The organism is Sinorhizobium sp. Y406 (assembly GCF_058732025.1).
Map to the genome: position 1 here is coordinate 1413821 of NZ_CM178975.1, position 14900 is coordinate 1428720.

12 protein-coding genes are annotated in these 14900 nt (G+C 64.1%); 4 read left to right on the forward strand and 8 right to left on the reverse strand.

The window, feature by feature from the left end; translation table 11 throughout:
- Positions 1 to 14: 14 nt before the first annotated feature.
- The 4 genes from nuoD to nuoG all read left to right on the forward strand — a co-directional run bounded on the left by nuoD (position 15) and on the right by nuoG (position 5764).
- Positions 15 to 1229 (forward strand): NADH dehydrogenase (quinone) subunit D, encoded by a 1215-nt coding sequence (gene nuoD / locus AC4P1R_RS23525; RefSeq protein WP_069457580.1) that lies wholly within the window; start codon positions 15 to 17, stop codon positions 1227 to 1229.
- Positions 1230 to 1246: 17 nt separating this feature from the next.
- A complete protein-coding gene (locus AC4P1R_RS23530) occupies positions 1247 to 1762 on the forward strand; it encodes an NADH-quinone oxidoreductase subunit NuoE (RefSeq protein ID WP_492178019.1) in 516 nt (171 codons plus the stop codon).
- 4 nt (positions 1763 to 1766) lie between these two features.
- Positions 1767 to 3032, forward strand: coding sequence for an NADH-quinone oxidoreductase subunit NuoF (nuoF, locus tag AC4P1R_RS23535; RefSeq protein WP_492178020.1), 1266 nt, complete (start codon positions 1767 to 1769; stop codon positions 3030 to 3032).
- 131 nt (positions 3033 to 3163) lie between these two features.
- Positions 3164 to 5764, forward strand: a complete 2601-nt coding sequence (gene nuoG, locus AC4P1R_RS23540) for an NADH-quinone oxidoreductase subunit NuoG (RefSeq protein ID WP_492178021.1) — start codon at positions 3164 to 3166, stop codon at positions 5762 to 5764.
- A gap of 5 nt (positions 5765 to 5769) precedes the next feature.
- Here nuoG and AC4P1R_RS23545 read toward each other — a convergent pair whose 3' ends face one another.
- The 8 genes from AC4P1R_RS23545 to AC4P1R_RS23580 form a co-directional block, all read right to left on the reverse strand.
- Complete coding sequence (locus AC4P1R_RS23545) at positions 5770 to 6210, reverse strand: CBS domain-containing protein (protein WP_492178022.1); 441 nt, start codon at positions 6208 to 6210, stop codon at positions 5770 to 5772.
- A gap of 133 nt (positions 6211 to 6343) precedes the next feature.
- Positions 6344 to 6910 carry an NADH-quinone oxidoreductase subunit I gene (locus AC4P1R_RS23550; protein ID WP_492178023.1) on the reverse strand — a complete coding sequence of 189 codons (567 nt, stop codon included), beginning with the start codon at positions 6908 to 6910 and terminating at the stop codon, positions 6344 to 6346.
- 183 nt (positions 6911 to 7093) lie between these two features.
- Positions 7094 to 8080 (reverse strand): NADH-quinone oxidoreductase subunit NuoH, encoded by a 987-nt coding sequence (gene nuoH, locus AC4P1R_RS23555; protein WP_492178831.1) that lies wholly within the window; start codon positions 8078 to 8080, stop codon positions 7094 to 7096.
- Between the two features lie 115 nt (positions 8081 to 8195).
- Complete coding sequence (locus AC4P1R_RS23560; RefSeq protein ID WP_492178024.1) at positions 8196 to 10301, reverse strand: mechanosensitive ion channel family protein; 2106 nt, start codon at positions 10299 to 10301, stop codon at positions 8196 to 8198.
- Positions 10302 to 10393: 92 nt separating this feature from the next.
- On the reverse strand, positions 10394 to 11623 hold the full coding sequence (locus tag AC4P1R_RS23565; protein WP_492178025.1) for an HlyD family secretion protein: 1230 nt from the start codon (positions 11621 to 11623) through the stop codon (positions 10394 to 10396).
- Positions 11624 to 11626: 3 nt separating this feature from the next.
- Positions 11627 to 12124, reverse strand: coding sequence for a hypothetical protein (locus AC4P1R_RS23570; protein WP_492178026.1), 498 nt, complete (start codon positions 12122 to 12124; stop codon positions 11627 to 11629).
- A 138-nt stretch (positions 12125 to 12262) separates the two neighbouring features.
- A complete protein-coding gene (locus AC4P1R_RS23575) occupies positions 12263 to 14200 on the reverse strand; it encodes a DUF3604 domain-containing protein (RefSeq protein WP_492178027.1) in 1938 nt (645 codons plus the stop codon).
- A 25-nt stretch (positions 14201 to 14225) separates the two neighbouring features.
- Complete coding sequence (locus AC4P1R_RS23580) at positions 14226 to 14897, reverse strand: hypothetical protein (protein WP_192803847.1); 672 nt, start codon at positions 14895 to 14897, stop codon at positions 14226 to 14228.
- Positions 14898 to 14900: the final 3 nt, after the last annotated feature.

Sequence of the window (14900 nt, forward strand, 5' to 3'; positions counted from 1 at the left end):
ATTGGACCGTTGAGATGACCGAAGTCACCGAGCTCATCAGGCCGGAGGGCGAAGCGCTCGATACCAAGGAAGTGCTTCTCAACCTCGGACCCCAGCACCCCAGCACTCATGGGGTTCTTCGGCTCGTCCTCGAACTGGACGGCGAGTATGTCGAGCGCGTCGACCCGCATATCGGCTACCTCCACCGCGGCACCGAGAAACTGGCGGAGAGCTTCACCTATACGCAAATCTTTCCACTGACCGACCGGCTCGACTATCTCTGTCCGCCTTCGAACAATCTCGCCTTCGCAATCGCCGTGGAGAAACTCCTCGGCATAGAGGCGCCGGTGCGGGCGCAATATATCCGCGTATTGATGGCGGAGCTGGCGCGGATCTCCGGCCATCTCCTGATCACCGGCGCTTTGCCGATGGATCTTGGCGCCATGACCGCGCTGCTCTACGCCATGCGCGAACGCGAGATGATCATGGATCTCCTGGAAATGGTCACCGGCGCGCGCATGCACACCTCTTACTGCAGGGTCGGCGGCGTGCGCGAGGACTTGCCGGATGGATTTATCGACAAGATCCGCGAGTTCTGCGAAATCTTCCCGAACCGGATCCGCGACTATGAGCGGCTCATGGAGAAGAACCGCGTGTTCCTCAAACGTACGCAGGGGATCGGCGTGATCTCCGGGGAGGACGCCATCGATCTCGGTTTGAGTGGCCCGAACCTGCGCGCTTCCGGTGTCGACTGGGACATCCGACGCGACGAACCCTACGAAATCTACGACCGGTTGGCGTTCGACGTCATCACGCGCGGCGAAGGCGATTGCTACGCACGTTGGCAGTGCCGGGTGGATGAGATGCGCGAAAGCCTCCGGATCATCGAACAATGCGTCGAGGGGCTGCCGGATGGGCCGTTCCAGATCGACATGCCGACCATCGCCTTCCCGGTGGACAAGGAGAAGGTGCACTGCTCGATGGAGGCGCTGATCCAGCACTTCGATCTCTCGGCCTACGGCTTCAACGTCCCCAAGGGAGAGGTCTATTCGGCGATCGAGGCGCCGAAGGGTGAACTCGGGTTCTACATCCTCAGCGACGGGTCGCCGAAGCCGTTCCGCATGAAGGTCAGGGCACCCTCCTTCGTCAATCTTCAGGCGCTGTTTGGCGTCAGCAATGCGCGATACCTCGCCGACATGATCGCCGTTCTCGGCAGCCTCGATCCGGTGATGGCCGAGGTGGACAAGTAGCAGGAGGCTCGGATGCGATGACGATGCGCGAAGAGATCGAAGCGGCGGCGGCGCGCTATCCGAGCCGGCGCTCGGCGATCATGCCCGCGCTGCTGATTGCGCAGAAGGAGCACGGCCACCTGCCGGGCCCGGTGCTGGAAGAGGTCGCCGATATTCTCGGCGTCGAGCGGATCTGGGTTTATGAGCTCGCGACTTTCTACACGCTCTTCCATACGGAGCCGGTCGGCCTTTTTCATCTGCAACTCTGCGACAATGTTTCCTGCATGCTTTGCGGTGCGGAAGCATTGCTCGGGCATCTGGAGGCGACGCTCGGCATCGGGAAGGGCGTGACCACTGCGGACGGATTGTTTACGCTGTCCACCGTCGAGTGTCTCGGCGCTTGCGAGATGGCCCCGGTGATGCAGGTCGGCGACGAGTACTACGGCAATCTCGACGCGATGCGGCTGGAGGCCTTGTTGGAAGGCTTCCGGGCGATGGCGGCCGGGCGCGCGGCAAGCCCCGAACCTGCTTCCGTGCGGCCCCGGGGAGAGTAGCGCGATGTTCGAGCCGGTCCTCCTGAAGAATGTCGATCTGCCGGACGGCCATTTGCTGCGGTCCTACGAAGCCGGCGGCGGCTATGGGGCGCTGGCGAAAGTCCTTCGCGAGCATACGCCCGAGGAGATCGTCGAACTCGTCAAGCAATCGAACTTACGCGGCCGCGGCGGCGCCGGCTTCCCGACTGGGATGAAATGGAGTTTCGTGCCGAAACAAACGGCGAAGCCGAAATATCTGTGCTGCAACGCCGACGAGGGCGAGCCCGGCACCTTCAAGGACCGGATCATCATGGAGCGCGACCCGCACCAGCTCATTGAGGGGCTGGCGGTCAGCGGCTATGCGATCGGAGCGGAAATCGCCTATGTCTATGTCCGCGGGGAATACGTGACGGCGATCCGCCGGCTGGAACAGGCGATCGCCGAGGCCCGGAATGCGGGTTATCTCGGAAGGGGCGTCCTCGGTTCGGACTTCGATTTCGATGTGCATATTCACTGCGGCGCCGGCGCCTATATCTGCGGCGAAGAGACCGCGATGCTGGAATCGCTCGAGGGCAGGCGGGCGCAACCGCGGCTGAAACCGCCGTTTCCGGCCGTGGCCGGGCTCTATGCCAGCCCGACGGTGATCAACAATGTCGAGACGCTTGCCTGCGTGCCGCATATCGTTACGCGGGGGGCGGACTGGTTTCGCGGCATCGGGCCGGACAAGAGCCCCGGCCCGAAGCTCTACTGCGTGAGCGGTCAGGTGCGCAGACCCGGCCTTTACGAGTTGCCGATGGGCATCGCCTTGCGCGAACTGGTGGAGGAGCATGCCGGCGGGCCGCTGCCGGGCCGAAAGGTCAAGGCGGTGATCCCGGGCGGCGTCTCGGCGCCGGTCATCCCGGAGACCGGGCTGGATGTCGGGATGGATTTCGACTCGCTCGCCGCCGTGGGCTCCATGCTCGGCTCGGCGGGGGTGATCGTGGTCGACGATACCACCTGCATGGTCAAGGTCGCGACCCGGATCGTCGAGTTCTTCCACCATGAGTCCTGCGGCAAGTGCACGCCGTGCCGGGAGGGGTTGAACTGGGCCGTCAAGGTTCTGCGCAGGATCGAGGCCGGGGAGGGCACGGCCGGCGACCTGGAGCAATTGGACATGCTCTGCAAGGGCATATTCGGCAACACGTTCTGTGCCCTTGGCGACGGCGCGGCAATGGGGCTGCGAGCAGCACTCAAGCATTTCAGCGACGAGTTCGTCGCTCATATCGAGGAGCGCAGGTGCCCGTTCCACTGACGAGGCGGCGCGGGCTCTACAGCGCCGCGCGTCTTATCAGACGCGCAAAGGTCGCTGTAGCACTTTGAATAGCTGCATGTCTTTGTCCCTAAATCGAGGTCGATTTAAGGAGACATGCAGTAGGAGGAAGCATGGTCAGCATTACGATCGACGGACAGGTTCTCGAAGTTGCGGCCGGCTCCACGGTGCTCCAGGCTGCCGAGCGTCTGGGCATTGAGATTCCGACCTTCTGCTACTGGAAGCGGCTGCCGCCGCTTGCCTCCTGCCGCATGTGCCTGGTGGAGATCGAGGGGCTGCGGCGGCTGCAGCCGTCCTGCGCCACGGTGGTCGCGGACGGCATGGTGGTGCGGGCGAACACGCCTCTGATCGAGGAAACGCGCTCGTCCATGCTCGACATGCTGCTCGCCAACCACCCGCTCGACTGCCCGATCTGCGACAAGGGCGGTGAATGTGAGCTTCAGGACATGGTGATGGCCTACGGGCCGCGTGAAAGCCAGTTTCGCGACCCGAAACGCGTGTTCCACTCGAAGGACCTTCGCCTGAGCCCCGTCATCATCATGAATGTCAACCGCTGCATCCAGTGCCAGCGCTGCGTGCGCATGTGCGAGGAGGTCGTCGGTGCGGTGGCGCTCGGCACGGTCGAAAAGGGCATGGATACCGCCGTCACCGGCTTCGAGGGCAGTCTCGCGAACTGCGACCAGTGCGGCAATTGCGTCGAGGTCTGTCCGGTCGGCGCGCTGATGAGCTTTCCCTACCGCTACAAGGCGCGGCCCTGGGACCTCAAGGAGACCGATACGATCTGCCCGCATTGCGGCACCGGCTGCCAGCTCACCGTGGGCGCCCGCAAGGGCGAGTTCCTGCGGGTCCGGTCGGACTGGGAGCACGGCGTCAACCGTGAAACGCTTTGCGTGCGCGGCCGTTTCGGGCTCGATTTCATCGAGAGCCGCGACCGTATCAAGCGCCCGATGATCCGCCGGGACGGCACGCTCACGCCGGTTTCCTGGCTGGAGGTGGACGATTATCTGCGCCGGCGCCTCTCGGCTCTCAACGGCAAGGCAGCAGGCGGACTCATTTCGCCGCGTCTGCCGAACGAGGTGCTCTATCGGTTTCAGAAGCTGATGCGGACCGCGTTCCGTACCAATAATGTCGACTGCTCGTCGCGCTGGTCCACCCCGGTCGACGCCCTGGTCCCGCTGATGGCGGGCTTCTACAGCCGCGCGTCGCTCGAAGAGGTGATCGGCAACGACACGGTACTTGTGATCGGCGGCAATGTTACCGAGGAAAACCCGGTCACCGAATACCTGCTGCGCGACGCCGCGCGGCGGCGGCGCACCAGATTGCTGATGCTTTCGGCGCGGCCATCGCGGCTGGACGCCGATGCCCAGGCGGTCGTTCGGCTGCGGCCGGGCGCTGAGGCCCAGAGTCTCGCCGCCTTGGCGGCGGCGCTCGCAGGGGGTGAAAGCTTGCCGGGCGAGGGTTTTGCCGAGATCCGTGCGGCAATCGGCGGGCCCGCGGAGGATGCCGGCGGTGCGGGGATCGACCGGATGGCAAGCGCGCTTGCGCAAGGCCGCAGCGTCGCCGTGCTCGTGAGCGTCGACCTGCTGCGATCCCCGGAGGCGCGCGCGATACTTGAGCAGCTTGCCAATCTGCTGCAGCTTCTCCGCCTGCTCGGCAAAGGCCCGGCGATGCAGTTCCTCTTCGATCGTGCCAACCAGCTGGGCGCCTGGGACATGGGGGTTCTGCCGAAGGTGCTGCCGGGGCTGCAGGCGCTCGCCGATGGTCAGGCGCGCACAACGTTCGAACGGGCCTGGGGATCGGAGATCCCGCGTGAACCGGGCGTGGATTTCGACGCGATGCTGGAACTTTGTGCCGGCGGGAGCATGGGCGCCCTCTATATCGTCGGAACCGACCCGCTGATTTCCTATCCGGACCGGGAATTCGTGCGGCGGGCCCTTGATGCCGCCGGTCTCCTGATCGTGCAGGACGCCTTCCTGACCGAGACCGTGGGCCTTGCCGATGTGGTGCTGCCGGCGGCGGGTTACGGCGAGGAAGCGGGCACCTTCACCAACAACGAAGGCCGAACCCAGAGCGTCCGCAAATTCCGCGAGCCCGCCTTCGAGGCGCGGAACAACCTCGCAATCTTCGATTTCGTCGCCGCGCTCGGCAATCGGCCGCTGCAGCCCTCGACCGAGGACGAGGTCTTTGGCGAGATCGCCCGGCTGGTTCCAGCCTATGCGGGACTGACGCAGGACGGGCTCGGCGCCGACGGTGCATTCTCCAGACCGGCCCCGCCGCCGCCGGCCACATTCTTTGCGGCGCCGCCTGCCCCGGCGACGGCCGACCGGCTGATGTTGATCACCGGCAATTGCCTGTTCCACAATGGCTATGATTCCGAGCGCTCGGAGATCCTGAACACGGTTGCGGATGATCCCTATGTCGAGATGAGTGCAGAGGACGCTGCCGAGCTCGGCCTTTCGGATTGCGGTCCGGCGGTGGTGCAATCCGCTCGGGGCGAATTGACGGCGAAACTGAAGGTCAACAGGCGCTTTCCGCGGGGCCTCGTGTTTGTTCCCGAGAATTATCGGGCGCTGCGCCTCAACAGCCTGATGCGGCGGGGTGAATACCCGTGCCCGGTGGAGGTCCGCGCCGCCGGCGCCAGCGATGAGATCGCGCCTATCGCCGGCTCTGCAAAACCTGACGACCTCGGCGGCGGCGCGGCCGGCTCGCCTTGATCCTGTCAGCGAAAATTCGTGCCGCAGATGTAGTCGTGCAGGTCCTGCTCCGTGCGCAGCGCCTCATCGAGCCTGTGTTTGACCACGTCGCCGATGCTGACGACGCCGACAACGTCCTCGCCATCCCTGACCAGCACATGGCGCGTGCGCCGCTCGGTCATGATCGCCATCACGAAAGGCAGCTGATCGTTTGTCGAACAGGTCGCCACGCTGCGGGTCATGATGTCGGCGGCGCGCATCAGGACCGCCTCCGCCCCGTGCGCCGCCACCGCGTTGCAGCAATCGCGTTCCGACAGCGTGCCCAGATATTGTCCGGGCCCGCCGCTGACGACGACGAAGCCGATATTCATATCGCGAAACAGCCGCAGGACCTCCACCATCGACTGATCGGGCGTGACCGAGATCACTCCGGATCCCTTGCCCTTCACGATTTCACCGACAAACATCTCCAAGCCTCCTCTCCTGCAGCGCCATGCGTCGCCCTCGAACACAGCCCTTCCAATCGCCGCATGTTTCCTTAAATCGCGCCGATCTAAGGAAACATGCGCGGAGCGCTCCGGTTTGACAGCTCGCGCGCGTTCATGTCCGCCGGATATTGCGCCACCAGTTGTATCCCCTCGGCTCGTTTGCCTCGACCAGTACAGTCTTCTCCGTATCCAGGCGGGCGCCGACCACGCCACCGCCCGTCGCGGCCTTGCCCGGTTTCAGCAGCAGATCGTCGCGGCCGATCACCAGGTCGCGCGAGGAGAAACTTGAGAATTCGTATTGCTGGCCAAGCGCGATCGCGTCCGCCGGGCAGGCGTCCTCGCAGAGCCCGCAGAACAGGCAACGCGCCGTGTCGATTTCGAATTTTGCCGGGCGGCGGTTACCCTTCTCGTCCTCATAGGGAACGACTTCGATACAGTCGCAGGGGCAAATCCGAGCGCAGAGCTCACAGGCGACGCATTTGATCTCGCCCTCCGCGTCCCGCTTCAGGAAATGATGCCCGCGATAGCGCGCATAGGGCAGCCACTTCTCCTTGTCCGGATATTGCATGGTCACGGATCTGGAGAACATGTAGCCGAAGGTCAGGCCGAGCGCGCTCGCGAGATCGGCGAAGAACGCCCATCCGACCCATGTTCCAACTCTGTCCAATGCGCGCGACATCGCCGCCTCGCTCTACCGCGCCCCTCGCGTCTATCCCAGAGGCGCAAAGGCCGCTGAAATGCTTCCGTTGCTGCATGTCATTTAAACCGAGTTCGATTCAAGAAGACACGCAGCAAAAGCGCGCCGCTTCAACGTATCCGCGCAGCGCGCTCCACGTTCCGGTCTTTCCCGGCCAGCGACCTGCTAGGAAACAATAATCCCGGTTATGATTATGTTCGCCAACGACAGAGGAAGCAAGACTTTCCAGCCGATCGTCATCAGCTGGTCGTAGCGGTAGCGGGGGAAGGTGAAGCGGAACCACATGAACATATAGACGAAGAATGCGACCTTCAGGAGAAACCAGAGCAGCGGCGGCAGGGGGATCAGCACGCCGTTCCAGCCGCCAAAGAAGAGGATCACCACCAGCACCGAGACCAGCACCATGATCACGTATTCGCTGACCATGAAGAAGGCGAAGCGGATGCCGCTGTATTCGGTGTGAAACCCGGCGCCCAGATCGCCTTCCGCCTCCGCGAGATCGAAGGGAATGCGCTGCGCTTCGGCAAGCCCGGCGACGAAGAACACGAAGAAGCCGACCGGCTGGTAGACGATGAACCAGAGATCCGCTTGCGCCCGCACGATGTCAACGAGGCTCAAGGATTGCGCCAGGATGACGACACCGATTACCGCAAACCCCATCGGGATCTCGTAGCTGATCATCTGCGCGCAGGTCCGCAGGCTGCCGAGGAGCGCATATTTGCTGTTGGCGGCCCAGCCGCCGAAGATGACGCCATAGACCTCGAGTCCAACCACCGCGAAGACGAAGAGCAGCGCCACATTCATGTTGGAGACGTAGAGCGTAATCTCGGCGCCGAGGACCGAGACGGTCTCGCCGAAGGGTATCGCGACGAAGACCACGAAGGGAGGGACCATAGCCAGGATCGGTGCCAGCTTGAACAGGAAGCGGTCGGCCTCGGCCGGAATGTGGTCCTCTTTGGTCAGCAGCTTTATTCCGTCCGCCATCGGCTGCAGCAGCCCGTGCCAGCCGACGCGCATCGGCCCCATCCGCTGCTGCATATGCCCAGCGATCTTCCGTTCCATCCAGGTCAGCGGCAAAGGTAATAGCAGCAGGATCGCGATCAGCAACGCGACCTTGAAGGCAATCAGGCCGAGGGCGACGACAAGTTCCATGTTCACGGCCACTCATGCAAGGGATTGAAACACCGAGCACTTCGCGCAGCTGTCCGTAACCACAACGGTACAGCGGCGACGTGTTTCTTGCAATGCGCGCGGGCTCCTGCGCCCGCTATTCCGCAGCGGCTTCCCCGCTCTCCTGCGCCGCGGCGGCGTTCTTCCTGGCCATCGCATCCCGATTTGCGGCGGCGGCGGCCATCGCCTGTTTGTCGTCGCCGGCCACTTGAACGGTGGGCGACGCGAAATGCAGGCCGTTGGCGGCGAAGGCCTCCTTGATCAGCGCCTGGGCTCGGCGCCTCACCTGCGTCTGTGTCCCAGGCTTGGTCTTCATGGCGAAGCTAAGGGTGATGCCGTAGTCGCCGAATTGCTCGACGCCCTTCATCTTGACGGTTTCGAGGATCAGGGGTCCCAGTTCCGGGTCTTCGAGAAGCGTGGCCCCGACTCCCTTCACCACCTTCTTCACCTTGGCGACATCGGTGTCGTAAGCGACGTTGATCCTGAACTTGTCGATCACCCAGTCGCGGCTCATGTTCTGGACGGCGCCAAGCGATCCGAAGGGCACGGTGAACACGGGCCCGCGGTGATGGCGCAGTTTGACGGAGCGGATGCTGAAGGATTCAACCGTGCCCATGTAGCTGCCGCTCTGGATATATTCGCCCACCCGGAAGGCGTCATCCATCATGTAGAAGATGCCGCTGATGATGTCCTTCACCAGCGTTTGCGAGCCGAAGCCGATGGCAACGCCGAAAACACCGGCACCTGCGATCAACGGGCCGACCTCGACGCCGAGCCCGGAGAGCACCATCATGACCGCGACCACGGCAATGAAGGCCGCGAGAAAGTTGCGCAGAATTGGCAGCAAGGTGTGCAGGCGCATGTTGCGGGCGATCTCAGCCGGATCCGCGACGTCGACGGTGGCCCGCTTGAGGTGAAGATTGATGAACGCTTTCGTCAGTTGCCAGATCAGATCCGCCGCGAGCAGGATGACGACGCCGGCGAGAGCACCGCGGAACAGGCGGTTGAAGGCGTCGTCCTGCATCATCGTGCTGCCACGGACCTGGAATACGAGTGCAAGCCAGGCGGCGGCGAGCGCAATGATCACGAAGCGCGCGCCTCGGTCGACCAGAACGTTGCGCACGATCTGCATGTGGCTTGCCACATCACTGTCCTGCATCGATCTCGTCGCGGCACTCGTGAAGCGCAGCAGCGGCGGCAAGGTAAGCACATAGACGCCGAGCCAGAACAGCACCTTCATGCCCGCGACCCAGACGAGCCACATGAGGACGAGAAGCGCAATGAGCAAGGCGCTGCGCAACATCCGCCGCCCGGGCGCTATTGCCGGAGCGGGCCGTCTGATTGTTGTGTCGATCGCCAAGACCAGAACAATAAGGCCAAAGCCGGCGGCTGTGAGATCACTGACATCGCTGGGGACCGCGAGCGCATGCATCATGTCGACCACGGCCCACATGAAGGCCAATGCACCGATAAACAGCACCAGGCGCCGATGCCAGAAGCGCGCCGCCTCCGGCGCAATCGAGACCCCTCCTTCCTGAGGCCCTGCTCCATCCTCATATGCCGGCTTCAACGCGGTCGAAACGACCGCGATCAGCAGACGAGCGACGATCCAGGCGATGAGCAGCGGCGCCACCGCCGCCTCCAGCTGCCTCGGCCAGTCGGCAAGCACGAAGGCGGCGACGACTGCAATCGCAAAGACAAGGAGCGGCGCGATGCGGTCGAACACGGCAAGGCCACGTTCTCTGGGGTGGCGACGTGCACCACGCCGCAAGATATAGCGCAGCAGGAACTCGGCGCCGTAGCCGACGAGGAGCATGAGAGCGAAACCCCTGAGGATGGGCATCTGCCCGTGGCCCTGAACGTCCGTCGCGACGCGGCCTTTTGCCGCCTGCCACTCGGGGCCCAACCGAGGCACCGCATTGCGCAGTCCGGTGAGGTGACTCTTGATCGCAGCGATCCAGCGGGACGCATCGCTCGCCGATGCAGCTGCAACCGCCGGGGACGCGGGCGGGCGGGCAGCGAGCCATTGCCGCACTTCCGGATCGTCCAGCAGCTCGATCAATTGCTGGACCTTGTCCGGCGGCGCGGCCATGCCTGGCTCCTGTGCCGCGAGCGGAGTTGCCAGCGCGAGGAAGAGCTGCAGAACCAGAAGCAGTGCAGCGTGATCGCAGCCTCTGCACGCGTATCTCAAGACGGCCCCCATGCGATATCCCCCATTGTCTGCGCGAGGTCCCGACGGCGTCGAAACCCACGGTAAGGGCCGGGCATCGCCGAGGACATCCGGCGGCCCTCCATTCAATGTCCGGTCAGGACAAGCGTCTGCACCGGCAGCAGCAGCGCCTGCAGCCTGAGGATCATGGCGTGCACCAATCCCACGGCATCGATCATGTGCAGGTACAGCCAGCGCGCCGTGCTGATGCCGGGCGACTGCAGTTCGTCATGGTTGCTGGTATAGGCATTGGCGATGCAGCTGCTGCCGGGCGGAATGCCGGTGAATTGCCCCTCGTAGAGCGGCTCCAGGAACGTCGTCAGGGTCCCGGGGTGGGCGAACTGCTGCGCGTCGGCGAGCTGATCCGTCGGGCGCACCTGGCCGGTGGCGATCACCTCCTGGACCTCGGTGACGACCATCGGGATGACGGCGAAGGGTTTGCCGACGCAGGTCGCCTCGGCGATCATGCCGGGCTTCATGACCTGCGCCTCGATCTGGCCGAAGCCGGCGACGAGGCCGATGCGGCGATCGTCCGGCACGAGGATGCCGGCCGAGCGGATCATCGGGTTGACGATGTCGCCGGGCCTGAGCGAAAACTGCTGGACCATGCCGTGGGTGCCGGCGCGGATGACGGTCTTGTCGAGCTCGACCTGCGCCTGGGCCAACGCGGCCTCGGCGCTCGCCTTCTGTGCCGGCAGCAGCGAGGCGATCTTCGTCTCGAGCGTCTGCTTGTTGGAGACGGCGGCGTCGCGGGCACCCTTGCGGCCGTCGGCCGCCACCTGGCGCCGCTCGATCTCGCGCCTGGCCACCACGTTCGGATTGAGGCGGTTGAGTTCGACCTGCGTCTCGAGCTCGTCAACGGCCTGCCGGTAGGCGCCCTCGGCCTGCGCGATCAGCCCGTCGGCGGCCGCCAGTTCGGTCTCGGCAACCGCCGTTTCGGCGTCGATCTCGGCGACGCGGCGGCGGGCGGTCTCGAGCGCTGCCCGCTGTTCGGTGTCGTCCAGCCGGAACAGCGGATCGCCTGCCGCGACCTTGTCGTTCATGCCGACGAACACCTCGGCCACCCGCCCGGTAGCCTCGGGCAGGATGGTGACGGTGCGGAACGCCGCCGTGACGGTCTTCGTCGAGGGGTGGAAATAGAAGATCAGCGTGATCAGCGACAGCGTGAGAATAACGCAGGCGGTGATGCCCCAGCGGAGCTCGAACCACATGGAATAGAGATTGATCTCCCGGCCGATCCGCTTGCCCTGGACGTAGCGGCGGAAGAGGAAGTCCGGAAAGATCGTCAGCAGCGAGCAGATCATGAATTCCAGCATGGCTCAGCCCCTCCGCTCCGACCGGGTTTCGCCGGCCGGCACCTCCGGCGCGAGCGGTGCCCGTGGCGCTCCGGTCTCGACCGGCTGCGGCTTCGCCGCGACCACATGAATATCGTCATGAATGTCGTCCGGCGCCGGTTCGGGGAGCGGCCGCTCTTCCCGATCGGCAATCTTGCGCAGCGAGTCGGCCATCGAACTCACCGGCGTGGAAAAGTCCGGGAACTCGATCAGCGCCAGCAGCAGGGCCGCGATCCAGAAGAGATGATTGTGGGTGAAGAGCGCGATCAGCGACAGCACCGCCACCAGCTGCAGCTGAACCTTGCTGGCGCCGTGCGCCATATGCTCCGGCAGGGCGTGCAGGCGCAGATAGAGAACGCCGACGAGCAGGACGAGGAGCAGCACGAAGACGATCATCACGTTCATCAGAACGTCCGTCTCCCCCGGAGCCGTGATAAACGCCGGCACGTGGGCAACTGCGGCCGGATGCAAGGATTCTGGCATATCGAGGCCCCCCACGATACGTCGTGTTGCCGACGCATCACTCGCTAACAATACTCCACTTCTCGTCCGGACCGAAGCGATCGATGCGGGCACCATCGCCTCTGGCCGGCGTCCCGGCTCGCGCGTGGGCGAAAGCGTTCAGGGCGCCGGCGTGTACCAGATCGGCGACGTATAGGCGCGCTCCTGCAATGTCATCGTCGTGCCGGGCGCCGGCGTGACGCCGAAGCGCTTGGCGTCGTAGGTGGTCCAGCGCGGCGTCGGGATTTCGATCACGCGGCCGTAATAGAAGGCCGGTTGGCTGGGATCGAAATCGGGGTCCTGCCACACGGCAATAAGCTCCGGCGTGCCGATCGAGTTCGACCAGGTGGCCGCGACCAGGTCCACCGTGTCGCCGACGGGTGGCAGTTTGCCGTCATTTCCGGGCTTGCGCTCACCCGACCAGGCGACGTCGTAGAGTTTCTCCTGCAGGTTGCCGTCCTTGTCGAGCCAACCCTTGATGATCTGGTAGCGGTCGAGATTGGCGCCGATCGGATCCTTCAGCGCGGCGACGAGGAAGGTCGGTGCTTTGTCCTGCGGGGCCTTGCCGAGGTCAGCGCCCATCGGGACGCCCTTGGCGTAGCCGACGATGGCCGGAGCGCGTGTTTCCGCGTCAGCCGGCGCGAAATCCCAGCCGCCGAAGAAGCGCACGATCATGCGCGGACCGGTCGTCGCGTAGGTTTCCTTACGTTGCATGGCGTCCCAGAGCGAGGCGCGCGTGTTCTCCCTGGCCCAGACGGCGGCGTAGCCGGACGACGACACCTCCCAGTCCATGATCTTCACGCCCGTCTCGGCGTTGTTGATGAAGGTGGCGGTCATGCGGTGGGGGCTGGGCTCCTGGGGTGTCGTCTTGCCGAAGAAGTTCTCCTCCTCCATTGCGGAGAGCCCGGTATGGGCATCGCTGCTGCCGACCAGGCCGAACTTGTACGGGTTCGTCCCGAGCTCCTTTTCGAGCTTCAGACCGTTCTTGTAAGCCGAGCGCGCATATTCGAATTCCAGCATGTCTCTTTTCTTGGCGACGCTTCCGTCGAGATTGCCCTTGTCCCAGCGTTCGAAATTGGCGAACTCGTCATTGGGTGAGAGATAGGGGTGTGCTTCGCTGTCGCCCTTGGTCTGGGTTGCCTCGTAGAGGCGCTCCCACCTTGCCCGCGTCTCGACGTATACGCGGTCGAGTTTCTTGCCGAAGGCTTCCACGACCGGAAACATCAAACCGTTGCTCAAATTGCCGTTGTGCGCGATCGCGAGCACGCTGCCGCCCGTCTTCTCTTCGTAGGCCTCCATCCATTTCCAGAGATCGGCGGGGTTGTCGCTGCCGTAAGGCGGATAGACGGTGAAGGGCTCGACCTGGCTTGCCTTGTCGCCATTGTCGCGAAAGATCACATTGCGGTGCAAATTGTTGCCGCCCGTGTTCGACGTCCACTCGTAGCCGATGAAGGCCGTGAACCGGCCCGGTTCGTTATGTTGTTCGGCGGCGGCGATCGTCTCCTTCCAGGCACTGCGGTAGGCGGTGGTTCCCGGGAAGTACATCAGATCCTTGGGGAATGTCCCGTGCGAAAAGGCGATGATGATTTCCGTCGCAGCGTCCGCTCCTTTGCCGGACCGGATCATGTCATACCACTTGCGGCCGGTGGGATCGGAGACGAGATTCGGTTTGCCCGCGAAGAGATCCGGGAAGAAGCCCATATTGTCCGAGTGATCGGCCACGACGAGAAAATCGAGCGGTCGGGAGAGTCTCACTGGCTGTCCGGTGGAGGAGACGACCTCTTCGCCCTTGGCAAATCGATATGCGTCCATCGGTCCAAGACGGGCGCCAAAGGCGCCGGCGTCCATGGAAAAGGACGTGTGCAGATGCGTGTCGCCGAAGTACGGGCGGGCCGGGAAGTCGCGGCCGACATAGGGCGAATAGGCCGGGGGTCGCTGGTGTACGCGCTCGGCGTCTTCCTTGCTGAGCGTGCCGGCGTCCTGTGCCGATGCCGGCAGCCCCAGCCCCGATAGCACGAGACTGGCCAGCGCCGTGCCGTAGAAGAAGGTCTTTGCCATGATTTCCTCCTGAAGATTGATTGATTCAACGGTCGCGGCCGATGTCGGTCTTGCGCTGCGACGGGATGTCCGGGATTGCGGCCTCCGTCACTGGCGCCGCGGGTGTCATCGGTTTTGATTGGCGAGCCTCAGTCGGGGCACAGGCAAGCAGGAACAGCGCCCGTTTTGCAGCCGGCCCATAGAGGCGGACGAGGCCGAGTTCGCGGGCTTTGCCGAAAGTCAGGCGTCCGCTCGCAATCTCACCGATGACCGCCTCGCCGGAGACGAGAACGACATCCTCCGGTTCGGGCCCCGTCACGTGCACGCGCATGTGCAGCCCGCTCGTATCCATCTCGAAGCGCGTCCACAGCATGGGCTCGATGAGAACGAGAGAGACGGACGGGAGCGGCGTCTCGCCGGAGACGGAAGGCAATTTTCGGCCAAAGTGCTCAAGGGATCGCACAGTCTTGCGATAATTCGCGCCGAACAGGTCCGGGCCCGCGCCCGTGGGTTCAGGAGGCGGTAGCCGCCGCTCGGCGACAGCCGCTGAGATGGAGCCGAGCACATGCAGCGCGTCTGGATAGATCCAATTCAGGAGCCCACGAGCCATCATGACGTCGTCGTGATAGCCGCACGCAGAGCTTGCCGATGGCGACAGAATTGCGGCCAGAAGCGATAGCGGTAGGAGCAGCCGGGAAATGCAAGCCTTTCTGTGCATGGT